The sequence below is a fragment of the Mycobacterium cookii genome (genome assembly GCF_010727945.1).
Lineage (GTDB): Bacteria > Actinomycetota > Actinomycetes > Mycobacteriales > Mycobacteriaceae > Mycobacterium > Mycobacterium cookii.
This window is the reverse complement of the sequence record NZ_AP022569.1, coordinates 2084009-2110040: the sequence shown is the minus strand read 5'-3', so window position 1 is coordinate 2110040 and position 26032 is coordinate 2084009. Positions and strand designations below refer to the sequence as shown.

Sequence of the window (26032 nt, the reverse complement as noted above, 5' to 3'; positions counted from 1 at the left end):
ACGCGTTCTGGCGCGCACGACGGGTTGTGCGACCGTAGGCTCTGTCCGGGTCCCGATATGGGTTTGTCCGAAATTTGCAGAATTGCGTAAGGAATTTGGTATGTCACAGCTGGCCGGCGAGGAGCGCATTTCGCCCTCGTTCTCCGACCGATGTAAGAGGATCTTCCTCGGACAGCCGATGATCAACGATCAACTCCAGCACGAGCGGTTGTCCAACCCGATCGCGCTAGGCGTGCTCTCACCAGATGCGATCTCCTCGACCGCGTACGGATCCGAGCAGATCATGATCGAGTTGCTGCCGGCTGCCGGCCTGGCCGCGTTCGCGTTGCTGCTGCCGATCACCGGCGTCATTCTGGTCATTCTGGTCTTGGTGGCTGCGTCGTATCGCCAGGTGGTGATGGCCTACACCCGAGCCGGTGGCTCATACGTCGTCGCCCGGGAGAACTTCGGACCCAAGATCGCGCAGATCGCCGCGGCGTCGCTGCTGATCGACTACGTCGTCACAGTCGCCGTGCAGTGCGCGGCCGGGACCGTGGCGGTGGTGTCGGCAATACCCGTCCTGGGGCCCTACAGCCTGGAAATGACCGTGGGGATCGTGCTCATCATGTGCTACGCGAATTTGCGCGGATTGCGTGAGGCTGGAGCCCCGTTTGCCATGCCGACGTATTTCTTTGTCGGCATGGTGTCGCTGACAATCGTTGTCGGAATCATTCGGGAGTTTGTCGGCGGTCTACCGCTGTACGACCCGGCGCACACCGATGGCGCGGTGGCGGTGCAACACGGCAGCGGCCTGATCATGGGAGCCACCCTGCTGATCGTGCTGCGCGCCTTCGCCAACGGCGGCTCGTCGCTGACCGGTGTCGAGGCGATCTCGAACACGGTCAACGCGTTCCGCCCGCCGGAGAGCACCAATGCGCGCAAAGTGCTGACGATCATGGCCTGCATCCTCGCCTTCCTGCTCTCCGGTGTGGCCTGGCTCGCCCACGTCACCCATGCTTTCCCGTACGAGAGCGGATACCCGTCGATGCTCTCCGAGATCGCTCGGGCGGTGTTCGGCGACGGCGCGATCGGCAAGGTGCTGTACTTCTGCGTCCAGGCGTCGACCGCGTTGATCCTCTACACCGGCGGTAACACCAGCTTCAACGGCTTCCCGGCGCTGGTGAGCTTTGTCGCCGAGGACAGCTTCCTGCCGCGCCCGCTGATGAAACGCGGTCATCGGCTGGTGTTCTCCAACGGCATCATCGTGCTGACCGTCCTGGCGGTGGCGCTGCTCATCGGGACGGGCGGCTCGCTGAACGCTCTGGTGCCGTTCTACGCGATCGGCGTGTTCACCGGTTTCTCGATGGCCGGCTACGGCATGACCAAGCACTGGCTGAACCATCGCGAGCCCGGTTGGCGTCACAAGCTCGCGATCAACCTGTCAGCGGGCATCTTGTCGACGATCGTGGTGGGGATCTTCGCGATCGCCAAGTTCACCGAAGGCGCGTGGCTGGTCGTGGTGGTCTTCCCGATCCTGGTCTTCTTCTTGATGAGGCTCAACAAGCAGTACCGCGCCGAGGCGTCAGTGCTGGAGATGTCGCTTGCCGAACCACTGGAGTTGGTGAAGCACGCCCATCACCACGTGCTGGTGTTCATCGACTCGGTCGACCTGGCCGAGGTCGAGGCGATCCGCTACGCCAAGGGATTGGACGCCGACGAGCTGACCGCGGTGCACTTCGTGCTCGACTCGGCCCACGCCGCCCGACTGCGGGAACAATGGCAGTACTACGGTCACGTCACCGAATTGCGGGTACTCGATTGCCTCGACCGCAACCTCAGCCGGGCCGCGCAGGATCTGGTCCAGCAGATGATGGCCGAGCAGCCCGACACCAAGGTGACGGTGCTGTTGCCACGCCGCGAGTATTCACAGCTACTTGGCAGGCTGCTGCATGATCGCACCGCGGATAGGATCGCGCGGGTGGTCAGTCGAATCCCGGGTGCGAGTGCGCAGATTGTCGCCTACGACATCGCCACCCGCATCGCGCGCGCGACCGCGGCCGGCAGCGGTTCACCGACTCCTGCGAGTCGCGCTGACCATCGGATAGGGTTGCCCCGGCTGGAGCAGGTCCACAGAGAAGACCTGACTCCGCAAGTCGTTGATTCCGGAGGAAAGTGACCACGTGGTAACCGCACCTGAGCGCAGCACAAGCCTGCCTCCGTCATTCGTCGACGGCTGGAAGCGGGTCTTTCTCGGCAAGCCGCTGACCAGCGAGCAACTCGAATCGGAGCGATTGTCGAACCCGGTTGCGCTCGGTGCGCTTTCGCCCGACGCGATCTCGTCGACGGCGTTCGGCCCCGAACAGGTCATGATCGAATTGCTGCCGCGCGCAGGGATGGCCGCGTTCACCCTGCTGTTGCCGATCATGGGCGTCGTCCTCTTTATTCTGTTGCTGGTCTCCGCGTCCTATCGCGGGGTTGTGATGACCTACGCCAGGACCGGTGGGGCCTACATGGTGGCGCGCGACAACTTCGGGCCCCGGATAGCGCAGATCGCCGCCGCGGCGTTGCTGATCGACTACGTGGTGACCGCCGCGGTGCAGCCCGCAGCCGGGACCGTGGCGGTGGTGTCGGCGATCCCTCAGTTGCGGCCTTACCACGTGGAACTCACGATCACCGTGCTGGTGCTGATCTGCATCGCCAACCTCCGCGGGCTGCGCCGGTCGGGCCGCATCTTCGCAGTCGCGACATACTGGTTCGTCGGCATGATTCTGCTGACGATTGTGACCGGCCTGATCCGCGAGGCCTTCGGGGGTCTGCCGCAATACGATCCGACGCATATCGACGGGGCCGTGCCAGTCCACCAGGGCAACGGGTGGGTGATGGGTGCCACCGTCCTGGTGGTGCTGCGCGCGTTCGCCAACGGCGGTACGTCACTGACGGGTGTCGAGGCGATTTCCAACACCGTCAACGTGTTTCGTGAACCGCAAGGCGTCAACGCCCGGCGGGTACTGACGCTGATGGCGTGCGTCCTGGGGGTATTGCTGGCCGGCGTTGCCTGGCTCGCCCACGTCACCCACTCGACGCCGTACCTGGACGAGTACCCGTCGATGCTCTCGGAGATCACCCGCGCGGTGTTCGGCACCGGTGTGATCGGCAACATCCTGTACGCCCTGGTCCAGGCCTCCAGTGCGGCAATCCTTTTCGCCGGTGCCAACACCGGATTCAACGGGTTCCCGGCACTGGCGAGCTTCGTCGCGGAGGACCGCTTCCTGCCGCGGCCGCTCACCAAACGTGGTCACCGACTGGTGTTCTCCAACGGAATCATCACGTTGACCGCGCTGGCTGTCGCGCTGCTGTTGGTGACTCGCGCCAAGCTCAGTGCGCTGGTGCCGTTCTTCGCCATCGGTGTGTTCACCGCGTTCGCGATGGCTGGCTTCGGGATGGCCAAGCACCACTACACCCGGCGCGAGCACGGCTGGCGCCGCAAAGTGGTGGTCAACTTCTCGACAGGGCTGATGTCGACGATCGTCGTCGGCATCTTCGTGGTGGCCAAGTTCACCGAAGGTGCCTGGCTGGTCGTCCTTGTGTTCCCGATCCTGGTGTACGGCTTGATCCGGTTGAACAAGCAGTACCGTGCCGAGGCGTCCGTCCTGGAGATGTCGCGCACCGAGCGACCGGAATTGGCCAGATACGCGCGGCTTCGGGTGTTCGTGTTCGTGGACTCGGTCGACCTGGCCGAGGTCGAGGCGCTGCGCTACGGCAAGGGCCTGCACGCCGACGAGTTGACCGCGGTTCACTTCGTGGTCGACGCCGATCATTCCGCCAAGCTGCAGGAGCGTTGGCAGCACTTCGAGCACGACACCCCGTTGCGGGTGATCGATTGCCCGGATCGGCACCTGAGTCGGTCCGCGCAGGAATTGGTGCTGCAGGTGAAGCGAGACCACCCGGACACCAAGGTCACCGTTCTGTTGCCGCGCCGGACGTACTCGGCAATGTTGGGCCGGCTGCTGCACGACCGCACCGCCGACAAGATGGCGCGTGCCGTCAGCCGGATCCCGGGCGCCACCGCGATCATCGTGCCCTACGACGTCGAGTCCCGAATCGCGCGCGTCGACCCCGACGCCCTGGCCACCGCGGGGCAGGCATAATCTCGCCCGAGGTCTAGCGAAGCCGTCGAACCCTGACGGCGGTTGCTGGACGCGTCCTAGACTTCCGTGGACGCTGAATCTCGGATGGGGTGGTCGTGACAGCAGAAGCCGAAGAGCAAGACATACCGCTGTCCTTCCCGGACTTGTGCAAGCGTGTCTTCCTCGGAAAGCCGCTGATCACCGAGGAGCTGGCCTCCGAGAATCTCTCGAATCCCGTTGCGCTGGGTGCGCTTTCGCCCGATGCGATCTCGTCGACCGCTTATGGACCCGAGCAGATCCTCACCGAGTTGCTTCCGCATGCCGGCCTGGCCGCATTCGTTCTCTTACTGCCCATCATGGGTGTCATCCTGCTGATCCTGGTGCTGGTGGCCGCGTCCTACCGGCAGGTGGTGATGGCCTACACCAGGGCCGGCGGCTCCTACATCGTCGCGCGGGAGAACTTCGGGCCGCGGGTGGCGCAGGTTGCCGCTGCCGCGCTACTGATCGACTACGTGGTGACGGTTGCGGTCCAGTCGGCGGCCGGCACCGTCGCGGTGGCCTCCGCCGTGCCCGCGCTGGGTCCTTACAGCCTGGAAATCACCGTCGGCGTGGTGATCCTGATCTGCTATGCGAATCTGCGTGGACTGCGCGAAGCCGGCCTGCCCTTCGCGATCGCGACGTACGCCTTCGTGGTGATGATCGGGGCGATGATCGTCACCGGCGTCATCCGCCACATCTTCTGGGGCCTACCGCAATACGACCCCGGCCACGTGGCCGGAGCGGTGCCAGTCCAGCAGGGCAACGGTCTGGTGATGGGTGCGACGATCCTGGTGCTGCTTCGGGCGTTCGCCAACGGCGGTTCGTCGCTGACCGGCGTGGAAGCGATCTCCAACACCGTCCAGGTCTTCCGTAAGCCGCAGAGCGTCAACGCGCGGCGGGTGCTGACCGCCATGGCCTGCATCCTGGGGTTCCTGCTGGCCGGCGTCGGCTATCTCACCTATGCCACGCACGCGGCGCCCTTCCTCAGCGAGTACCCGTCGGTGCTGTCGCAGGTCGCCCGCACGGTTTTCGGCAGCGGGTTCCTCGGCAACACCATGTACGTTCTGGTGCAGGTGTCGACGGCGGCCATCCTGTACACCGGCGCCAATACCAGCTTCAACGGGTTTCCCGCGCTCGCGAGTTTCGTTGCGGAGGACCGTTTTCTGCCGCGCCAACTGATGCAGCGGGGCTACCGGCTGGTGTTCTCCAACGGCATCATCACGCTCGCGGCGTTGTCGGTGGCGCTGCTGGTGTTCACCGGCGGGTCGGTCAACGCCCTGGTGCCGTTCTACGCGATCGGGGTGTTCACCGGTTTCTCGATGGCCGGCTACGGCATGAGCAAACACCACCTGACCGAACGCGAACCGGGTTGGCGACACCGGTTGGCGATCAACTTCACCGCGGCCGTGTTGTCGACGATCGTGGTGGGGATCTTCGCGGTGGCGAAGTTCACCGAGGGGGCTTGGCTGGTCGTCGTCGTCTTCCCGATCCTGGTCTTCGGCCTGATCCGGCTCAACCGCGAGTACCGGGCCGAGTCGGCGATCCTGCAGGCGTTCCGCACCGACCGGCCGGAGTTGGTGAAATACGCGCGGCATCAGGTGTTCGTGCTGGTCAACTCACTGGACCTGGCCGTGCTCGAGGCACTGCGGTACGGCAAGGGACTGCGCGCCGACGAACTGGTCGCGGTGCATTTCATGGTCGACGCGACGCATGCCAAGCACCTCCGAAAGCGTTGGGACGAATTCGATCTCGACACCAGCCTGCGGGTGGTGGACTGCCCGGACCGGCAGATCAACCGCGCCGCGCAGCAGCTGGTCTGCAAGGCTCGGGCCGACCATGAGCACACCAACGTGACGGTGCTGCTGCCACGCCGGACGTATGCGCCGCTGTTGGGCCGGCTGCTGCACGACCGGTCCGCGGACAAGATCGCCAAGGCGGTCAGCCGGGTTCCGGACGCGGCCGCCACGATCGTGCCGTACGACGTGCAGTCCCGGATCCGCGAAGCGTTCCCGGATACTTTCGAACAGCGGATCGCGCGGGAACTGGACAAGATCGAGACCCGAATCCTGCGTCACGACGGCGAGGAAGTCGAGGAGTACGAGCACCCGCAGCGGCCCGCGGCGGTGATCTCGGTGGACAGCGTGATCCCCGGACGTCGTGCCACCATCGAAGGGCGGGTCAACCAGGTCGAAGACGTCACCAAGGATCGAAAGACGTTCCGCTCGATCGTGATCGGCGACGACAGCGGCGAAATCAACGTCACTTTCCGGCCTGACGGCAGCGGCGCGGACATTCAGCCCGGGCAGGTGCTGCGGATCACCGGCAAGGTGCAGCAGAGCGGCAACCAGGACCCGGCGATGCTCGATCCGACCTATCAGGTGATCGAAGTGCCGCAGGAGCCGTGACGCGTCCTCAGCGGGTGAGGATGTAGTCGTCGTCGCTGGGCTGACTCAGCATGCGGTTCAACCGCTTTCGGTCGAACGGCCACAGGTCGATGTGGCTGTCGTCGGCGAAATACCAGGAGTTGCAGCCGGTGTTCCATACCGTCGGGACCATCGCCTCGGCGACGTCATCGGCGAAACGACTGGTGGCTTCTTCGGTGACTTCGACGGTGCTGATGTCGCCGTCACGAAAGCGGTTCAGCCAGGCCGTGATATACCTCGCGGTCAGTTCGGCGACATGCTGCAGTGAGATGGACCCGGTGGGCGAGTTAGGGCCGAGCACCATGAAGAGGTTGGGAAATCCAGGGATTGCGGTCATGCCCCAGGCCCGTGGACCCTTGGCCCAGGCATCGTTGATGGAGACACCGTCCCGGCCGCGCACCAGCATCGGGCGCATGTAGTTGTGCGCCTGGAATCCGGTGGCCAGCACGATCGCGTCGAGGTCGTGGTGGATGCCGTCGGTGGTGCGCAACCCGGTCGCGGTGATCTCGGCGATGGGCTCGTTGACGAAGCTGGCATTGGGCCGCGAGATTCGGCGGTAGTAGTCCCCGGACAGCACCTGCCGCTTGCAGAACGGCTGATAGTCCGGTGTCAGCTTGGCGCGAAGATCCTTGTCCCGCACCAGTGCCCGCAAACACATCCAGCCGTAGCGCTGGGCTGCCCGGCGGCGCCATGTCGGCCGGATGACCAAGTCGACCAGGTAGTCGGAGCCCACCCGCTGCGAGAGCCGTACCGTCTTGTCCTGCCTCGGTAACCGGCGGAGCAGCCGTCCGACGATGCGCGGCTGTCGCAGTCTCATCGGCATCCACATCACCCACTGTGGTGTGCGGGCGAAGTGGGTGATGTGCGATGCGTCGGGTTGTAGCGCTGAAAAGACCTGCACTCCAGTCGATCCGGTGCCGATCACCCCGACGCGCTTGCCGCTGGTTTCGATGCCGGTCCAGCGGGCGGTGTGCACGACGGGTCCGGAGAACGAGTCCAGTCCGGGAATGTCCGGGATAGCGGGGTGATGCAGGACCCCGGTGGCTGTGACGACGAAGTCGGCGTCGATTTCGTCGCCGTCGGCGGTCGTTATCCGCCAGCGGCTTCCGGTGAACTCCGCCGCAGTGACCTCGCAGTTCAGTCGCAGATGCGATCGCAGCTGCAGTGCGTCGACGAGGTCGTGATGGTACCGCTGGATTTCGTCACCGGTCGCCCAGATGTGGCTCCAGTCGGGTTTGGGCGCGAACGCGAACTGGTAACCGTAGGACGGTACGTCGCAGCGCAGGCCGGGGTAGCGGTTCCAGTGCCAGACACCGCCGACGTCGGAACCCTTCTCCAGGATGGTGAAGTCGCCGAACCCGTTTTGCTTCAGGACATGAGCAACGGCGATTCCGGCCATGCCGGCGCCGACGATGACGATCCGTGGGTCCCGCCGACCCGCCGTCGCGGTCATATGCGGACCTTATGCGGGGCGTAACACTGACGGCAAGGGTGAGAGTCCGTCGCCGTTCTCGTGGTCGTGCAGCAGTTTCTCGGGGTGACGGCAGGTGTTGATGTGGTGGACTTCGGTGAGATGACCGGGAACGTCGCATGCGGGTGCCGTGCAGTCACGGTCGTTGGTGTGCAAGTGTCAGTCATCGAACCCGCTCGAAAGGAAAGACGATCGAAATTGGAAAATGAAAGGATTTTGTACCGTTCATGTCCGCTGTGCGACTCGGCTGATATCCGTCCGGTAGCGACCGTGAATTGCAGCGGTCACGCGATGTGGCGGGAGCCATTGGAGCCGTTCATGTCCTGGGTATGTTGCGGGCAATGTGAACATGTATTCACTGAGGGATATTTTACTGACCAGGCATTAGATGTGCTGTTCGAGAATACACAACACCATCAAGTGGTGGGCGCCGAAATAGAGTTGCAGCGGCATATTTCTGCGAAGCTGGTAGAGCGAGTGATCGACACACTCGGACCACCAAACGATAGGCTATGGCTTGATGTTGGATTCGGAAACGGATCGCTGCTGATGACCGCCAGTGAATTCGGCTTTGATGTGTTTGGCGTCGATTTGCGGAAAAAGAATGTCGAGGATATCCGTGACCTCGGGATTCTCGCATATCACGGCACGCTGCAATCCGCGATGGAAAACGATGTGTTCAAATCGAAACCGACGGTTATCAGCATGGCCGATGTTGTGGAACATGAACCGTTTCCCCGCGATATTCTGCGCTGCGCGAGGAGACTCATAAACGACCCTGGGACGTTGCTCATTTCCATGCCGAACGCTGGTGCGCCACTGTGGGCCTTCTTGAATGCGACCAATCAAAATCCATACTGGTACGAGATTGAGCATTATCACAACTTCACGCGGGAAAAGATATATGCTGAATTACGAACGAGTGGATTCAGGCCATTTCATTACTCTGTTAGCGAGCGGTATCGTTGTTGCATGGAAATTCTGGCGGAGCCGGCATGAGATCGTGAACGTTGACAAGCCTGGATCGCGTCGAACACTTCGACGATTTCGTCACGACTACTTGAACACATGTCCAAATTGTGGCGACCGGGGCCCACGAAATCGCTGTGGTTAAGTGGTTGCCGTGAAGAAACTGACCGCCGCGCTGGCCTCGCTGGCCGGACTCGCGGTGACCGCCAACGGCTATCAGCCGCTGAGCAAGCGCGGCTACCTGTCGATCTACGCCTTCAGCTTCGGGGTGTTTGCGACCGAGTTGCCGCTGCAACTGATCGCTGCGCAGTTCGGCGTGCTGGCCGCCCTCACCCGAACGCTCTCGCCGCGGCTGCGGTGGTTCAGCTGGCTGGTGTCCGCGCTGTCCTGGTTGGGCCTGTTCGGTCTGCACCGCATCGGCGCGCAGGCCGGCCAGCCGCTCAAGTCCGCACTCGACGCCGGGTTGGGTCCCGATCGCCGCACCGAGTCGGTCGATCTGTGGAAGCGACCGGCCGGCGCGGGCACCGCCAAATCGCCGGGCGTGATCCGCATGGCGCGGATCTACGGCGACTACGCGCACCACACCGACATCAGCTACGGCGAGCACGGCTCCCGCAACCACCTCGACATCTGGCGACGTCGTGACCTCGACCGCGGCGGGCGGGCGCCGGTGCTGGTGCAGGTTCCCGGTGGCGCCTGGATGGTGGGAAGCAAACGGCAGCAGGCCTATCCGTTGATGAGCCATCTGGCCGAGTTGGGCTGGGTGTGCGTCGCGATCAACTACCGACTCAGCCCGCGCTCCACCTGGCCCGACCACATCATCGACGTCAAGCGCGCGCTGGCCTGGACCAAGGAGAACATCGCCGAATACGGCGGCGACCCGGACTGGGTCGCGATCACCGGCGGCTCGGCCGGCGGCCACCTGTCGTCGTTGGCCGCTCTCACCCCGAATGATCCGCAGTTCCAGCCCGACTTCGAGGATGCCGACACCACGGTGCGGGCCGCAGTTCCGTTCTACGGCCTGTACGACTTCAACGGCGAGGACAGCGCGATCCACCCGTTGATGGCGCCGATGCTGGGCAAGTACGTGTTCAAACGGACGCGCGCCGAGATCGCCGACGCGTTCCGCGTCGCCTCACCGCTCACTTATGTGAATCCCGACGCCCCACCGTTTTTCGTGCTGCACGGCCGCAATGACTCGTTGATCCCCGTGGAGCAGGCTCGGACGTTCACCAAGCGACTGCGCGAAGTCAGCCGTCAACCGGTCGCTTACGCCGAATTGCCATTCGCGCAACACGCATTCGATATCTTCGGGTCGGTGCGCGCCAGGCATGCGGCACTCGCCGTCGAGGAGTTCCTCGCCGAGATCTACGCCAGGCGTCCCGTCGGCTGACTACGGTCGCGGACTGCGCTCATCGAGCAGCGCAATGACCTTCGCGGCGAGATCCTCGGTGTCGGCGCCGGCGGTGTCCAGCACCAGATCGGCGTTCTCGGGCGGCTCGTAGGGTGCGTCGACACCGGTCAGTCCCTTGAGCTCGCCTTTGCGTGCACGCGCGTACAGGCCTTTGGGGTCTCGCTTTTCGCACTCTTGTAGTGAGGTCGCGACGTGGACTTCGATGAAGGGCAACTTCGCCGCGTCGCTGAGCGCGCGGGCGGTCTCCCGATCCGACTTCAACGGCGACACCAGCGAAGCCAGGGCCACCACACCGGCGTCGGCCAGCAGTCGCGTCAAATGGCCTACCCGCCTGATGTTTTCGGTCCGGTCGCCGGGGGAGAAGCCGAGATCGTCGGACAGGCCGTGCCGCAGGTTGTCGCCGTCGAGCAGATAAGCGACCCGACCGGATTCGACGAGCGCCCGCTCGACGGCCACCGCGATGGTCGACTTACCGGACGCCGGGAGTCCGGTGAACCAGATGGTCGCGCCGGCTTGTCCGGTGGCCTGCCAGCGGTGTTTGCGGTCCAGCGCCGACGGATGCCAGCGGATGTCGCTGCGCGAATGGGTGCCCGGCTTGACTTCGCGGGCCTCGATGATGGTGCCCGCGCCAATGGTGTCGTTGGTGACTTCGTCGATCAGGATGAACGCGCCGCTGTCACGGTTGTCGGCGTAGCTGTCGGCGATGACGACCGAGCTGGTCCGCAGCGTGACGGTGCCGATGTCATTGAGCGTCAACTCAACCGGGCCGTCGAGCTCGTCGAGCGTCTCGGGATCGAGCCGCGAGTGCAGCTCCTGCACGGTGGCCCGGACGGTCGTGGTGGTCTGTTTAAGAGCCAGTCGATCACCGGCCCGCAACGGCGAGTCGACGAACCAGCAGACGTTCGCGTCGATCTCGCGGGCCAGCACCGGCAGCACCGCGTCGTCGGCGCCGCTGACCAGCACGTCGCCCCGGCCGACGTCGATATCGTCGGCAAGCTCGACCGAAACCGACAGCGGCGCTACACCTGTCGTGCGCTCGTCGTCCAGGGTGTCCAGCGCGGTCACCGTAGATTCGGTTCCGGCGGGCAGTGAGATGACCGGGTCGCCGACGCTCAGCGTTCCGGCGGCGAGTCGCCCGGTGTAGCGGCGGCGTTGGTCGTCCGTCGGCCGCGAGACCCATTGGATCGGCAACCGCAACCGGGCCGGTTCGGCCTGCGGCGCGGCCAATTCGACGTCTTCCAGGTACTCCAGCAGCGTCGGTCCGTCGTACCACGTGGTGTTGTCGGAGCGGTGCACCACGTTGTCGCCGAGCTTGGCGGCGATCGGAATCACGGCGATGTCCAGGCCGCCGAGGCGGTTGCTCAGCTGATGCAGCTCGGCTTCCACTTCGTCGAACCGACCCTGGTCGAAGTCGACCAGGTCGATTTTGTTCACGGTCGCGACAAAGTGCTTTATGCCCAACAACTTTGCGATGCGGGCATGTCGGCGGGTCTGGCGCAGCACTCCTGCGCGCGCGTCGACCAACAGGATCGCGACGTGGGCGTTGGACGCGCCGGTGAACATGTTGCGGGTGTAGCGCTCGTGGCCGGGTGTGTCGGCCAGGATGTAACTGCGCGTGGCGGTGGAGAAAAACCGGTACGCCACGTCGATGGTGATGCCCTGCTCGCGTTCGGCGCGCAGACCGTCTGACAGCGCGGCCAGATCGGCGACGCCCTCTTCGTCGGTAACGGCTTCCAGGTGGTCCAGCGCAAGGCTGTCGGTGTCGTGCAGCAGCCGCCCGATCAGCGTGCTCTTGCCGTCGTCGACCGAACCCGCGGTGGTGATCCGCAGCAGCTGCCGCGTGATGCCACCGGCGGGCTGAAATGTCGCGGTCTCGGTTTGGTCAGTCGCGGTCATCTCAGCTCAGGCCCCTTTCGTTCTTCTTCGCTCACGCTCATCAGCTCAGGCCTTCTGTTCTTCTTCGCTCATGCTCATCAGCTCAGGCCTTCTGTTCTTCTTCGCTCATGCTCATCAGCTCAGGCCTTCTGTTCTTCTTCGCTCATGCTCATCAGAAGTAACCCTCTCGCTTGCGGTCTTCCATCGCTGCGGCCGAGGTGCGGTCATCGGCACGGGTTTCACCGCGCTCGGACACCGTCGCGGCGGAGATTTCTTCGATCACGCCGCTGATCTCGGTGGCCGTGGAACGCACCGCGCCGGTGATGGTCAGGTCGCCGACGGTGCGGTAGCGCACCCACTCGGTGGCCACGGATTCACCGCCCTGCGGTGCGGCGTACTCCGACACCGCCAGCAGAATGCCGTCGCGTTCGAACACCTCGCGTTCGTGGGCGTAGTAAATCGCCGGTATCTCAAGGCTTTCCAGCTCGATGTAGCGCCAGACGTCGAGTTCGGTCCAGTTGCTCAGCGGGAACACCCGTACCTGCTCGCCCTTCTTGATCCGGCCGTTGTACAGCGACCACGGCTCGGGGCGCTGAGCGCGCGGGTCCCACTGGCCGAACTCGTCGCGGAAGCTCAGGATTCGTTCCTTGGCGCGAGCGCGCTCCTCGTCACGGCGGGCGCCACCGAACGCCGCGTCGAACTCACCGGCGTCGAGCGCGTCGAGCAGTGTTCGGGTCTGCGCCCGGTTGCGTGAGGCGTTCGGGCCGGGGTCGGCGACCCGGCCGTTGTCGATCGACTTTTGAACGGAGGCGACGATCAACTTGTGTCCCTCGCCGGTGACACGGCGGTCGCGGAACTCGATCACCTCGGGAAAGTTGTGGCCGGTGTCGACGTGCATGACCGGGAACGGCAGCGGCAGGGGCCGAAACGCCTTCTCCGCCAACCGGAGTAACACGATGGAGTCCTTACCCGCGGAGAACAGCAGAACCGGACGCTCCAACTCGGCGACGACTTCGCGGATGATGTGTACCGCTTCGGCTTCGAGCAGCCGCAGTTCGTCGACGCGTTTTGCCTCGGTCACCGGAGCGGTCATAGCGGGAGCCCTTCCCTCTCGGCGTCTTCGCGGTAGCGGTCTACCCATTCATCGGAGCGCTTATCCGCCTGGCGCTCCAGCACCGGCCGCGGTGCCAACTGAGGATCGAGCCCCAACGTCTCGAGGATGGTGCCGACCACCTCGGTCAGGTTGCGCCACAACACCGGATACGGCACCTCAAACGGCTTGACATCTTCCTCGGCGAACCAGTTCTGCCAGCCCTTTTCCTGTTCGCGGAGCATCGTGACGACGTGTGCGATAGCGCCGGCGTGGTAAGTGGCACGGGCGTCGCGGATGGGGTCGGGCCTGCCGCGCCACACCCGCGTCTGCACCGCGCGCCAGAACGACACCGCCTGCGAAACCACGTCGGGTCGGTGAATGTGGATGAGCAACGGCTCCTGGCCGACCACGTCGCGAATTGCGGCCAGCAGTCCGTCGCCGGATCGATTCGGCAGTTGACTGGCCCGCTCCAGCAGCAGCGGTGTCTGGTTCCACATCAGCTTGCCGCCCCATACACCGTTGGGTGTCCGTCCGACGGTGCGGATGTAGTCGCGCCAGATCTCGGCTGGCGCCAGGTCCGGTTTGCCCGCGTCCAACGGATCGAGCAACTGGCGAATGGACTCGTCGTCGGCATCGGCGAACCACTCCCGCGGCTGCGGGGCCTGGCTGGTGGACGGCAGATACTGGAAAAACTCTTGCGGTTCGCCCGCGACGCCGGTTGCTCGCAGCGACTCGACGAGCAGGGTGCTGCCGCTCCGCTGAGAGGCCAGCACCAGGTAAGCCGACGGGTGGTCTGTCACCCAATGCAGCTTAGCTGAAGGAAAATTGGTGTGCCGCTTGAAGTTACGTTCATGCTGAAGATAACCATTGTCAATGCGAGATCACGTGATCGCGCTATGTTTGCTCGACGCTAGCTCTGATCAACTACGCGCAATCCGAGTGAGAGCAACAGCCGAGCGTCGGGATCGGCCAGCGACGTCGCCAGCAGCGTCTCGATGCGGCGAATCCGGTAGCGCACGGTGTTGGGGTGGACATGCAACCGCTCCGCCGCGGCGGCGACATCACCGAAACCGTCGAGATACACCCGCAGCGTCTGCGTCAACGCCGGGTCGTGGGCCTGCAATTCGCGAACTCGTGGATCGACGAGTCGCGGGTTGGCGCCGACCATCGTCATGATCTCGTCGAGCAGAACTGTGGTATGCGCCTCGGTCAGCGACGTCACAGAGGTGAACGAATCTGGATGGCGCTCAGCGCTATCCAGCACGCGGTCGACCTCTGCGCGCACCCCGGGCAAGCCCGCCAGACCGGGCAGCGGAGCCGCGACCACCGCCCGCAGTCGCAGTCCCAGCTCGCTGTGCAATGCGCTGATCGTGCCACGAATCCAGGACTGCAATGACGAGCGCTTTGTCGTGTCGGGCAGCAGCACATACACCCGCGAGCCGCGCGAACCAACCTGGGCATCAGCGCGAAAAGCATTGGCGCTCAACGCGAGAACATCGGCCAACCGATCATGAGGGCTGGGACTGTGAAAGGCGATCAGGGCGGCGTTGCCGTCGCTGACGATGCCCAGCTCCCGGCTGATCGCATCGACGTCGACCGGCCCGCCGTCGACCAGGCCCAGCAGCTGCTGGGCGCGTAACGCGTGCGTCGACGGCCTCGCCGTCAGCCGGGCCATGATGCGTGCTGCCAATACCGCCGCTCCCCGCATCACCTCCTCGGCGTCGTCTGCCAGCGGACGGGAGCCCTGCTGCACCCAGATGGTGCCGGCGAAGGCCGGTGTCCGGCGGGCGTCGACGCTGGGTTGGTGAACACCGACCGCGAGGCGCGGTCGCAGGCCCAGTTCGGGCCGCTCGGCGACCCGGACCACGTCGCCACCGGCGCGCAGCGCGTCGAAGATGCCCCATTGGCCGATCCACTTCAGGTGCTCGGGCGGCCCGGCGCGGCCCAGGATCGACAGCCGCCGCAACTCGTCGGCCTCGTCGTTAGACGCCGAATACGCCAGGACGTGCGACTGCGCGTCCTCGATGCTGACCATGCCGTGGACCCGGTCGGCCAGCGACTGCGCCAGGCCGAACAAGTCGGTGCCGGAGTCGTGCTGTGGGTCGGCCCGGTCGCCGTGGTGCGCGAGGACGTGATCGACCAGCCGATAGATCCGCTCCCAGCGGGCCTGCGGTTCCACGGCCACCACCGCCGTGCCCGCCGCGGCGGCCCGGGCCACCAGCACGTCGGTCGGATTCTTGGCGAAGACGGCCACCGGAGCGCGTCCCACCGGGCCGGTGTCGATCCAGCGCTGCGCCTCGTCGTCGGAGACGCCGACCAGGAAGAAGACATCCGCGGAGTCGGCGCCGCTGGCCAGGCCGAGCCGGACATCGTCGGAGTCGATCAGCGCGGCAGAAGCCACCGTCAGATCCAGACCGCGGGGCGCCTCGACGAGGCTCGCCACCGTGGTATCCAGGGCCAACAGCAGCTGACCAAGTCCGATCCCGGCCGACATCATCTTGTCCGATTTTACTAGCAAGACTGCAATTCGTTGTCCGATCAGCCAAGCTTGTGCATCTGTGTCACTGGGATCCTTGAGCACATGGACGCGATCACCGAGGTTCCACCACCCGTCAACGAACCGATCCATGACTACGCCCCGAACTCTCCGGAACGGGCGCGGCTGCAGACCGCGCTCGTCGATCTTGCGGAGAACCCGATCGACCTGCCGCACGTCATCGCCGGCTCGCACCGGATGGGCGGCGGTGAGCGGATCGACGTCGTGCAGCCGCACCGCCACTCGGCGACGCTGGGCACGCTGACCAACGCCCAACCAGCCGATGCCGGCGCCGCCGTCGACGCCGCGATGGCGGCCAGGATGCACTGGGCGGCAATGCCTTTCGACGAGCGTGCCGCGATCTTCCTGCGCGCTGCCGATCTGCTGTCGGGCTCATGGCGGGAGAAGATCGCGGCCGCGACCATGCTGGGCCAGTCCAAGACGGCCTACCAGGCCGAGATCGACGCGCCTTGCGAGCTGGCCGACTTCTGGCGGTTCAACGTCACTTTCGCCCGACAGATCCTGGCCCAGCAGCCGATGAGCACCCGAGGCGAGTGGAATCGCACCGACTACCGCCCCCTGGACGGATTCGTCTACGCGATCACGCCGTTCAACTTCACCGCGATCGCCGCGAATCTGCCGACCGCGCCGGCGTTGATGGGCAACACCGTGGTGTGGAAGCCGTCGATCACCCAGACGCTGTCGGCGTATATGACCATGCAACTGCTGGAGGCGGCCGGCCTGCCGCCCGGGGTGATCAACCTGGTCACCGGCGACGGCTACGCGGTTTCCGAGGTGGCGCTGGCTGATCCGCGACTGGCCGGCATTCACTTCACCGGGTCGACGGCGACGTTCCAGCGACTGTGGCAGCAGGTCGGCGTCAACATCGAGCATTACCACAGCTACCCACGGTTGGTGGGCGAGACCGGCGGCAAAGACTTCGTGGTCGCCCACGCCTCAGCGCAGCCGGATGTGTTGCGCACAGCCTTGATTCGTGGTGCCTTCGACTACCAAGGGCAGAAGTGCTCGGCGGCGTCGCGGGCGTTCATCGCGCACTCGGTGTGGCAGCAGATGGGCGACGACTTCTTGGCCGCCACCGCCGAGTTGCCGTTCGGCGACGTCACCGACCTCACCAACTTCGGCGGGGCGCTGATCGACGAGCGGGCCTTCGCCAAGAACGTCGACGCCATCGAGCGTGCGAAAAGCGCGGCCGGAATCACCATTGCCGTCGGCGGCGAATACGACGACAGCGAAGGCTATTTCGTGCGTCCGACGGTGCTGCTGTCCGACGACCCGACCGACGAGGCCTTCTCGACCGAATACTTCGGTCCGCTGCTGTCGGTGCACGTCTACCCCGACGACGAGTTCGACCGGATTCTCGACGTCGTCGACACCGGATCGCGGTATGCGTTGACCGGTGCGGTGATCGCCGACGACCGCGACGCCGTGCAGACCGCCCAGAACCGATTGCGGTTCACGGCAGGCAACTTCTACGTCAACGACAAGCCGACCGGAGCGGTGGTCGGTCGCCAGCCGTTCGGTGGCTCGCGCGGATCGGGGACCAACGACAAGGCCGGCTCCGCGCAGAACCTGTTGCGCTGGACATCGGCTCGCTCGATCAAGGAGAACTTCGTCCCGCCGACCGATCACCGCTACCCGCACATGGCGGGAGACTAAATGCCCGGTCTGTTTGCGAAGACGTTGCGGCCGGCGATCCTGTCGGCCGGCCGCTCCGACGGGCTGCGTCGCACCGCCGAACGCCTGCCCGTTACCCGCAAGGTCGTGCACCGGTTCGTGCCCGGCGCGACCCTCGATCGAGCGCTGGACAGCGTTGCCGCACTGCGAACTTCGCGCCGAATGGTCAGCATCGACTATCTGGGTGAAGACGTCACCGACGTCGGCGGCGCGAACGCCACCGTAGGTGCCTACCTCGAGCTGCTCGACGCACTGGGCCGGCGACCGGATGCCGTCCACACCGGGGTGCGCCCGCTGGAGGTGTCGCTGAAGCTGTCGGCACTCGGGCAGGCCCTGGACCGCGACGGCGAGAAGATCGCATTCGCGAACGCACACAGCATCTGCGAACGGGCAGAACAGGTCGGTGTCTGGGTGACCGTCGACGCCGAGGACCACACCACCACCGACTCCACGTTGTCGATCGCGGCCGATCTGCAGACCGAATTCCCTTGGCTGGGTGTGGTTCTGCAGGCCTACCTGCGGCGCACGCTCAGCGACTGCGCCCAGTTCGCGAAAACCGGGACCAGGGTCCGGCTGTGTAAAGGCGCCTACGACGAACCCGTGTCCATCGCGTACCGGGATCACGCGGCGGTCACCGACTCGTACCTGAGTTGCCTTGCGGTGCTGATGGCGGGCGCCGGGTATCCGATGGTCGCCTCGCACGATCCGGTGGTCATCGATGCCGTGCCGGCGTTGGTCCGCGAGTACGGGCGAAGCACAAGTGATTTCGAATATCAGATGCTCTACGGTGTGCGCGACGACGAGCAGTCGAGGCTGGCGGTGGACGGTGACCAAGTCCGGGTCTACGTGCCGTTCGGCACCCAGTGGTACGGGTACTTCATGCGGCGGCTGGCCGAGCGACCGGCGAACCTGACGTTCTTCATGCGGGCACTCGCGCGACGCGGCCACTGACAGCCGTGACCATCGGCGACGGGTTGGGGGACTAATGGCCCCTCAACGACGCCGCCGAAATCGATTAGCGTCAGACTCGACGCGAGGTAGTCGCGCTCTCGACTTCTGGAGGCCGGCATGCACTCTGTCGAGGCGCCGCCGTCGGTTGTGGTCGGTATCGACGGCTCCGCGGCCGCCGTGGGGGCCGCACTGTGGGGTGTCGACGAGGCAATTGCCCGCGATATCCCGCTTCGATTGGTGTACGCCATCGATCCACGCGAGCCCGTCCGCAGAGACGCCGACAGTTTCGCGCACCGGTTCGCGACCGCCGAGATCGCTGTCCGCAGCGCGTTCATGGCAGTCGAGGCGTCGCAGCAGGCGGTGAAGATCGAGATCGAGATCGTCCACGAGCACCCGGTCGCTACCTTGATGCGGGCGTCTCGATCGGCGGCGATGATGTGTCTCGGTGCAGCACGGCATTCCCGCCTGAAACGATTGGGCTCGACGGCCTCGGCATTGAGTGCATCTGCGCACTGCCCCGTAGCCCTGCTGCGCGGGCACGACAAGGTCGTACGCGGCGGCGGTGGATGGATCGGGGTAGGTCTTGACCGGTCATCCCAGAACCGGGTGCTGGTGCGGCGGGCGATGGGAGAGGCCCGGCTGCGTCGTGCGCCGCTGCGGATCTTGATACCGCGTCACCTCTTCGACGGTCCCGCAGCGGATGCCGCTGCGGACAGCTGCATCGGCCCGGAGCCAGACCTGGATTTTCACTCCGTACCGGTGCGCGGCAGTATCGCCGATTACCTCAACGATCACGCCCAGTCGGTGAAGCTGTTCGTGGTCGGCGCAGACGGTCTCGGCCAGCCAGACTCCGCCGTTCAGAGCGTCCTCTACGACACTGATTGCCCCCTGCTGATTCTCAGGGGCGACCCCGCCCAGGACCGACGACCCTAGGGAGGACGTTTCATGCCGCACGCGACGCCGACCCGCGAGGTCATAGCGAATGCGGTGCTGCTGGCAGGCCGTGCTCCGTCGGTGCACAACAGCCAACCCTGGCGGTGGGTATTCGCGGACGCGACGTTGCGGCTCTATGTCGACCCGAGCCGTCGGGTGCACCACACCGATCGCACAGGGCGCGAGGCGATCATCAGTTGCGGCGCGGTCCTTCACCATCTTTGTGTGGCCATGGTGGCAGCCGGCTGGCAGGCGCACGTCGATCGATTTCCCCACCCGCGCAACGAGAATCAGCTGGCATCAATCACATTCACCCCGCTCGACGTCGTTTCCGACGTTCAGCGCCGACGCGCCGATGCGATTCTGCAACGGCGGACCGATCGGCTACCGCTGGATTATCCGACCTACTGGGCTTCGTTCGAACCGGTGCTGTGCGGCAGCATCGCCGATACCGCCGCGACGCTCGACGTGTTGCCCGACGAGGCGCGCGCGGAGCTGACCGAAGCCTCGCGACTCACCGAATTGCTGCGCCAGGACGATCTGACTTACCAGGCTGAACTCCAATGGTGGACAGCGCCGTTCGTGGCCTACGAGGGGATGCCTCCGGAAACTCTGGCTTCGAGTCAGGAGTCGTATCGGGTCGACGTCGCGCGTGAGTTCCCGTCCCGAGGTGTCGGCGACCGTCGCGCCGTGATCGCAGAAGACCGGTCGAAGATCTTGGTGCTGTCCACCGAATCCGACTCTCCGGCTGATGTGTTGGGCTGCGGCGAGGCATTGTCGACTGTGCTGCTCGAATGCACGATGGCCGGCATGGCGACGTGCCCACTCACCCACCTTATCGAACTGGACGACAGCAGGGACGTCGTCCGCACGCTCATCGACGAACAGCGAGAACCTCAGGTGCTGATCCGGGCAGGCATTGCGCCGCCCATCGAAGACCTGCCCGCGGCCACGCCCCGGCGACCGCTAGAGGCGGTCCTCGAATTCGGTTGACCGACATAGGGGCCGAAAGTCACTCGATGTTGCGTCCGTCGGCTTCTACCCGATCAGCCCGGCCGTTGCCACGATGGCGCCGTGCAAAGCCAACACCACGATTGGGTTTCACCGCCCGGGCTCGACCCGGAGGAGGCGGCTGAGCGGCTGTTACGTGATCTGGACACCGGCCCCGAGGGCCTGTCGTCGAGTGAGGCGGAACGGCGCCTGCTGCAATACGGGCTGAATGAGCTGCGGCGCCGGACCGGCCCGCAGTGGCCGAAGGCATTGATACGTCAACTGACTCATCCACTGGCGCTTCTGCTGTGGCTGGCGGCGGGGCTGCTGGTGATCGTCGGATCGCACGTGGTGGCGACCGCGGTGGTGCTGATCATCATGCTGAACGCGGCGTTCTCGTTCGTGCAGGAGTTGCAGGCGGAGCGGGCGGTGGAGGCACTGGCCAAGTACTTGCCGCAGAAAGCGAAGGTCGAGCGCGACGGCGCGGTCAGCGAAGTCGACGCTTCGCACATAGTGCCCGGCGACATCGTCGTCCTCGAGGAAGGCGACCGCGTCGCCGCCGACATCCGATTGCTGGCCGGCGCCGTCGAAGTGGACATGTCGGCCCTGACCGGCGAGTCGGTACCTGCGCTGCGCTCGGCGGCGATGGTCGACGTCAATGTGCCGCTGCTGGCCGCGCACGACCTGGTATTCAGCGGAACCAACTGCACCGGTGGGCACGCTCGGGGACTTGCGTTTGCCACCGGGATGGGCACCGAAATCGGCCGGATCGCAGCGCTGTCAGAACGTGTCAAATCCGAGCCCAGTCCGTTGGAGCGACAGGTCAGGCGGGCGGCGTGGCTCATCGCCGCCGTCTCGGTGATGCTGGGATTGTCGTTCATCCCGGTGGCCACCCTCGTAGCGCATCTGACCCTGATCAACTCGTTGATCTTCGCTGCGGGACTGCTCGCCGGAATGGTGCCCGAGGGATTGCTGCCGGTGATCACCCTCGCGTTGGCGGTCGCGGTGCGGGATCTGGCGGGCCGCGGTGCGCTCGTGAAACGCCTCTCGGCGGTCGAAACCCTCGGTTCCACCGATGTGATCTGCACTGACAAGACCGGCACGCTGACCCAAAACCGGATGACACCCGTTGCCGTGTGGACCACCGCCGGCCAGATCGACCTTGATCCGGAGCGCAGTGACACGCTCGGTGGGGCGCCGCAATGGCCGTCCCCGGTCGGATCCCTGGGCCGCATCGCGGCCGATTGCAACAACGCCCGACTCGACGACGCCGCGGGCGCGACCGGGGATCCCACGGAAGTCGCGGTGCTCACAGCCGCCCGCATCCTCGGCGCCGAGACCGATTCAGCAACACGAGAAGCCAACCGGCGCTGGCAATTTCATTTCGATCCTGAGCTGAAGCTGATGTCGACCATCGACCGGTCTGAAGACGGATCACCGGTGGTGCACACCAAAGGAGCGCCGGAGGCGCTGCTGACGCGATGCAGCCACATCCTCGACGCCGACGGTCAACCGCTACCGCTTGATTCGCTGGAACGGCGCCAAGTCGACGGAGCGGTCGACGACCTGGCCGCGCAGGGTTTGCGCGTGCTCGGCTTCGCGCAGCGACAGCTACCGGCGAAAAAGCGGCCACCGCACCGGCGGGCCAGCGCCGAACAGGATCTGTGCTTCGTCGGACTGATCGCCATGCTCGATCCGCCGAGGCCAGGTGTTATCGAGGCCGTCGCGAAATGCCAGACCGCCGGTATTCGCATCATCGTGATCACCGGCGACCACCCGCTGACCGCCGCCGCCACCGCGGAGCGCATCGGCATCACCGGCCCACACCCGAAAGTCGTTGCCGCCGAGGACTTCGAGCAACTCGAAGATAGGCAACTCGCCACACTCATCCGCTCGTGCCCGGAGATCATCTTCGCTCGGGCGTCACCGGAAGCCAAACTGCACATCGCCGAGGCGCTACGCCATGATGGTCATGTCGTTGCGATGACCGGCGACGGCGTGAACGACGCTCCGGCGTTGCGCCGCGCCGACATCGGCGTTGCGATGGGCCTCTCCGGTACCGATGTCGCGCGGGAAGCCGCGACGATGGTTCTCACCGACGACGACTTCGGCTCGATCGTCACCGCGATCGAGGCCGGCCGTCGCATCTACGACAATGTCCGGAAATTCATCGTCTACATCTTCGCGCACGCCGTACCGGAAGTCGTTCCCTTCTTGCTCTTCGCTCTCAGCGGTGGCGTGATACCGATGCCTCTGACCATCATGCAGATCCTTGCTTTTGACGTTGGGAGTGAGACGTTTCCGGCGCTCTCACTGAGTCGGGAACCCGCGGAGCCCGGCATCATGCAACGCGCTCCTCGACCCCGTGATGAAGGAGTCATCCGGCTCCCAATGTTGCTGCGCGCGTGGATTTTCCTCGGACTGATGGTCGCGGGACTGGCCGCGGCCGGCTATTTCTGGGTGTTGCTCAGAGCAGGATGGCGACCGGGGACCTCGATCGATGTCGGCAGTCCGCTGCATCACGCGTATCGGCAGGCGACCACAATGACGCTGCTGGGCATGATCACCGGCCAGATCGGCACGGCCTTCGCGGTGCGCACGCAACGGACTTCGCTGTGGTCGGTCGGGGTGTTCAGCAACCGATATCTGCTCGCCGGTATCGCCGCCGAGCTGGCTCTGGCCGCCGTGTTCGTCTACCTACCGGTGTTTCAATCTCTCCTCGGTACCGAGGCGCCGGCGCCATCGGATCTGCTGATACTGCTGCCGTTCCCGTTCATCGTGTGGGGTGCCGACGAACTTCGCCGATACCTGCTGCGCCGCTGGAGCAAACGTCATCCGCGAGGTGATGTTCGACCGCTCGTCGGTGACCTTCGGCCCTAGGGCACCCATCCACTGCGGCGTAGGAACTGAATTATGGGATATGGAAACGGTTTACCGGTAGCTTTCGACATCGATGTGACGACCCAGGGTCAGCCACCAGGTATCGAGGACTATGTGCGGGAGAAGATCGGCGGGCTCAGCCGGTTCACGCATCAGCCGGTGCTGCACGCCAGGGTCAGGGTGAGCAGGCATGCCGATCCGGCGGTGGCGCGCCCGGTGATCGCTCAGGCGAACATCGACGTCAACGGCCGTCCTGTCCGAGCTCAGGTTCAGGCTGCGAACGCCCGAGAGGCGATCGATCGACTCGAGGCACGCCTGTGGCGCCGCCTCGAACGTATTGCCAATCGAGCAGAAGCCAAGCACGGCAATTCTTCTCATGCGAACGAGTGGCACCATCAATCCGAGCGCACGGACCGACCGAGCCACTACCCTCGGCCGTCTGATGAGCGCCGAATCATCCGGCGGAAGTCCTTCACGTTGGGCACCTGCACGGTCGACGAGGCCGCGCAGGAGATGGAGTTGCTGGACGTCGACTTTCACCTGTTCACCGAGAAGGGAACGGGTCAGGCCAGCGTGTTGTACCGAACAGATTCGGCCGGATACCGCATGGCGCAGGTCATGCCGCTGCCGAGGGAACTAGCGCCGCACGAGCTCCCGGTGAGCGTCAGCCCGCAGCCGGCGCCTCGGCTCACGATCGCGCGAGCCAAAGAGCGGCTCTCCCTGCTGGGCCTGCCCTTTCTGTTCTTCATCGACATGGATCAAGGTCGCGCGGGGGTGCTGTACCACCGCTACGACGGTCACTACGGATTGATTTCACCTGCCGGTTGACGGAGCATCGCAATGACTACCACCCTTTCTCACATTGCCCGCGGCGCAACGAATGTCGCTGCTCTTTTGTTCGAGCGGGTCGACGCGACTCCGGACAAGGAAGCATTTCGACACCAGCGTGACGGCGAGTGGATCTCGGTGACCTGGCGTGACACCGCGGCCAGGGTGGAGTCGCTGGCCGCGGGGCTACTCGCGTTGGGCATCGAGCCAGAGCAGCGGGTCGGTATCGCGTCCAGCACCAGATACGAGTGGATCGTGGCCGATCTGGCGATCATGTCCGCCGGGGCGGCCACCACGACTGTGTACGCGAACACCAACGCGACCGATACCGCCTTCATCCTCGCCGATTCCGAGTCCCGGATCGTATTCGCCGAAGACGCCGGGCAATTGGCCAAGCTGAGCGGACGCCGCGCCGAGCTGCCCGCTCTTACCACAGTGGTGATGTTCGACGGTTCGGCCGACGAAGACTGGGTGCTGACCCTCGACGAGCTTGCCGAACTCGGGGAGAAGTACCTGGCCGACCATCCAGAGTGTGTGCGCCACACCATCGCCGCAATCGCCCCGGAACGGTTGGCGACGCTCATTTATACGTCCGGGACGACGGGCCGGCCCAAGGGCGTTCGGTTGGACCATAAGGCCTGGGTGTACGAGGGCGAGGCGGTTGCTGCTCTTGATGTGATCGGCGAGGACGACCTGCAACTGTTGTGGTTGCCGTTGGCCCACTCCTTCGGGAAGGTCTTGCTGGCTGCTCAGCTGGCGTGCGGTTTCGTCAGCGCGGTGGACGGCCGGGTCGACAGGATCGTCGAGAACGCGGCGGTGGTGAAACCGACTTTCATGGCCGCTGCGCCCAGGATCTTCGAAAAGGCGCACGCACGCATCGTTCTCACCGCTCGGCAGGAGGGCGGTATCAAGGCCAAGCTTTTCGAGAGGGCCTTCGTGTTGGGCCTCGACATGGACCGGCGCCGGCGAGCCGGTGACATTCCAGGGCCACTGATGCGACTGCGGCACAAAGTGTTCGACCGCTTGGTGTTCAGCAAGGTGCGCAAGGTCTTCGGTGGGCGTATCCGCTTTTTCGTGTCGGGCTCGGCGGCGTTGAACCGCGAGATCGCGGAGTGGTTCCACGCGGCGGGTCTGCTCATCCTCGAGGGTTATGGACTCACCGAAACCGCGGCCGGTAGCTCCATCAATCGGCCGGATCACTTCAAGCTCGGCACGGTCGGTCTGCCCTTCGACGGAGTCGAGGTGCGAATCGCCGCAGACGGCGAAGTCCAGCTTCGTGGCCCCAACATCATGTCGGGTTATCACCACCTGCCTGACGCCACCGCGACGGCTTTCACCGAAGACGGCTGGCTGCGCACCGGCGACGAGGGACGGTTGGACGCCGAGGGTTTCCTGTCCGTCACCGGGCGCATCAAGGACATGTTCAAGACCTCGGGCGGCAAATACATTGTGCCGCAGGCCATCGAAGAGAAGTTCATCGCGATGTGTCCGTACGCCAGTCAGTTCCTGGTGTTCGGCGAAGCCCGCAACTACTGTGTCGCGTTGATCTCGCTGGACCCCGACTTGACGGCCGGCTGGGCCGCCGAGCAAGGGTTCCTCGCCGAGTCGTACGACAATCTGATCAGGCTGCAGGAAGTACGCGATCTCATCGACGACCACGTCCGTCGGCTCAATGCCGAGCTCAACAGGTGGGAGACGATCAAGAAGTGGGCATTCCTCGAGCGTGATCTGACCGTCGAGGGTGGCGAACTCACCCCGTCTCTCAAAGTCAAGCGGGCGATCGTCGCCGAGCGCAACAGAGAACTTCTCGACTCGCTTTACGTATAGGA

15 protein-coding genes and 2 pseudogenes are annotated in these 26032 nt (G+C 64.9%); 12 read left to right on the top strand and 5 right to left on the bottom strand.

Translation table 11 applies throughout. The features are described 5' to 3' along the window. Positions 1–100 precede the first annotated feature (100 nt). From G6N27_RS09790 to G6N27_RS09780, 3 genes and pseudogenes are all read left to right on the top strand, one after another. Positions 101–2029: pseudogene (locus G6N27_RS09790) on the top strand (APC family permease); the annotation flags it as partial. Positions 2030–2159: 130 nt separating this feature from the next. Further along, positions 2160–4100: pseudogene (locus tag G6N27_RS09785) on the top strand (APC family permease); the annotation flags it as partial. Positions 4101–4222: 122 nt separating this feature from the next. Next, positions 4223–6550: an amino acid permease gene (locus G6N27_RS09780; RefSeq protein ID WP_163776157.1), complete on the top strand. Its 2328-nt coding sequence runs from the start codon at positions 4223–4225 to the stop codon at positions 6548–6550. A gap of 7 nt (positions 6551–6557) precedes the next feature. On the opposite strand, the gene G6N27_RS09775 is transcribed toward G6N27_RS09780, so the two are convergent. Then, positions 6558–8021, bottom strand: coding sequence for a flavin-containing monooxygenase (locus G6N27_RS09775; RefSeq protein WP_163776156.1), 1464 nt, complete (start codon positions 8019–8021; stop codon positions 6558–6560). A 66-nt stretch (positions 8022–8087) separates the two neighbouring features. Here G6N27_RS09775 and G6N27_RS09770 point away from each other — a divergent pair, with 66 nt between their 5' ends. Further along, positions 8088–9038 (top strand): class I SAM-dependent methyltransferase, encoded by a 951-nt coding sequence (locus G6N27_RS09770; protein WP_197746533.1) that lies wholly within the window; start codon positions 8088–8090, stop codon positions 9036–9038. A 115-nt stretch (positions 9039–9153) separates the two neighbouring features. Beyond that, positions 9154–10401 (top strand): alpha/beta hydrolase fold domain-containing protein, encoded by a 1248-nt coding sequence (locus G6N27_RS09765; protein ID WP_170308164.1) that lies wholly within the window; start codon positions 9154–9156, stop codon positions 10399–10401. On the opposite strand, the gene cysC is transcribed toward G6N27_RS09765, so the two are convergent. From cysC to G6N27_RS09745, 4 genes are all read right to left on the bottom strand, one after another. After that, a complete protein-coding gene (gene cysC, locus G6N27_RS09760) occupies positions 10402–12318 on the bottom strand; it encodes an adenylyl-sulfate kinase (RefSeq protein ID WP_163776154.1) in 1917 nt (638 codons plus the stop codon). Between the two features lie 151 nt (positions 12319–12469). Continuing rightward, a complete protein-coding gene (gene cysD, locus G6N27_RS09755) occupies positions 12470–13390 on the bottom strand; it encodes a sulfate adenylyltransferase subunit CysD (protein ID WP_163776153.1) in 921 nt (306 codons plus the stop codon). Next, a complete protein-coding gene (gene stf0 / locus G6N27_RS09750; protein ID WP_163776152.1) occupies positions 13387–14190 on the bottom strand; it encodes a trehalose 2-sulfotransferase in 804 nt (267 codons plus the stop codon). The genes cysD and stf0 overlap by 4 nt, the downstream gene beginning before the upstream one ends. Before the next feature lie 110 nt (positions 14191–14300). Further along, on the bottom strand, positions 14301–15887 hold the full coding sequence (locus tag G6N27_RS09745) for a PucR family transcriptional regulator (protein WP_163776151.1): 1587 nt from the start codon (positions 15885–15887) through the stop codon (positions 14301–14303). Positions 15888–15971: 84 nt separating this feature from the next. Between G6N27_RS09745 and pruA the strand changes: the two genes are divergently transcribed. The 7 genes from pruA to G6N27_RS09710 all read left to right on the top strand — a co-directional run bounded on the left by pruA (position 15972) and on the right by G6N27_RS09710 (position 26030). Beyond that, positions 15972–17603, top strand: a complete 1632-nt coding sequence (gene pruA / locus G6N27_RS09740) for an L-glutamate gamma-semialdehyde dehydrogenase (RefSeq protein ID WP_163776150.1) — start codon at positions 15972–15974, stop codon at positions 17601–17603. Beyond that, on the top strand, positions 17604–18572 hold the full coding sequence (locus tag G6N27_RS09735) for a proline dehydrogenase family protein (RefSeq protein ID WP_163776149.1): 969 nt from the start codon (positions 17604–17606) through the stop codon (positions 18570–18572). Positions 18573–18689: 117 nt separating this feature from the next. Further along, a complete protein-coding gene (locus tag G6N27_RS09730) occupies positions 18690–19505 on the top strand; it encodes a universal stress protein (protein WP_163776148.1) in 816 nt (271 codons plus the stop codon). 12 nt (positions 19506–19517) lie between these two features. Beyond that, positions 19518–20498, top strand: coding sequence for an Acg family FMN-binding oxidoreductase (locus G6N27_RS09725; RefSeq protein WP_163776147.1), 981 nt, complete (start codon positions 19518–19520; stop codon positions 20496–20498). Positions 20499–20579: 81 nt separating this feature from the next. Further along, positions 20580–23375: a cation-translocating P-type ATPase gene (locus tag G6N27_RS09720; RefSeq protein WP_163776146.1), complete on the top strand. Its 2796-nt coding sequence runs from the start codon at positions 20580–20582 to the stop codon at positions 23373–23375. Between the two features lie 33 nt (positions 23376–23408). Next, positions 23409–24203, top strand: coding sequence for a ribosome hibernation promotion factor (locus G6N27_RS09715; protein ID WP_163776145.1), 795 nt, complete (start codon positions 23409–23411; stop codon positions 24201–24203). A gap of 12 nt (positions 24204–24215) precedes the next feature. Continuing rightward, entirely contained in the window at positions 24216–26030 is a 1815-nt protein-coding gene (locus tag G6N27_RS09710) for an AMP-dependent synthetase/ligase (protein ID WP_163776144.1), read from the top strand. Positions 26031–26032: the final 2 nt, after the last annotated feature.

What these genes read in the sequence shown, in the direction of transcription:
- G6N27_RS09775 (WP_163776156.1), bottom strand. Translation starts at nt 8,021, where the DNA reads ATGACCGCGACGGCGGGTCGGCGGGACCCACGGATCGTCATCGTCGGC.
- cysC (WP_163776154.1), bottom strand. Translation starts at nt 12,318, where the DNA reads ATGACCGCGACTGACCAAACCGAGACCGCGACATTTCAGCCCGCCGGT.
- cysD (WP_163776153.1), bottom strand. Translation starts at nt 13,390, where the DNA reads ATGACCGCTCCGGTGACCGAGGCAAAACGCGTCGACGAACTGCGGCTG.
- G6N27_RS09745 (WP_163776151.1), bottom strand. Translation starts at nt 15,887, where the DNA reads ATGATGTCGGCCGGGATCGGACTTGGTCAGCTGCTGTTGGCCCTGGAT.
- pruA (WP_163776150.1), top strand. Translation starts at nt 15,972, where the DNA reads ATGGACGCGATCACCGAGGTTCCACCACCCGTCAACGAACCGATCCAT.
- G6N27_RS09735 (WP_163776149.1), top strand. Translation starts at nt 17,604, where the DNA reads ATGCCCGGTCTGTTTGCGAAGACGTTGCGGCCGGCGATCCTGTCGGCC.
- G6N27_RS09730 (WP_163776148.1), top strand. Translation starts at nt 18,690, where the DNA reads ATGCACTCTGTCGAGGCGCCGCCGTCGGTTGTGGTCGGTATCGACGGC.
- G6N27_RS09725 (WP_163776147.1), top strand. Translation starts at nt 19,518, where the DNA reads ATGCCGCACGCGACGCCGACCCGCGAGGTCATAGCGAATGCGGTGCTG.
- G6N27_RS09715 (WP_163776145.1), top strand. Translation starts at nt 23,409, where the DNA reads ATGGGATATGGAAACGGTTTACCGGTAGCTTTCGACATCGATGTGACG.
- G6N27_RS09710 (WP_163776144.1), top strand. Translation starts at nt 24,216, where the DNA reads ATGACTACCACCCTTTCTCACATTGCCCGCGGCGCAACGAATGTCGCT.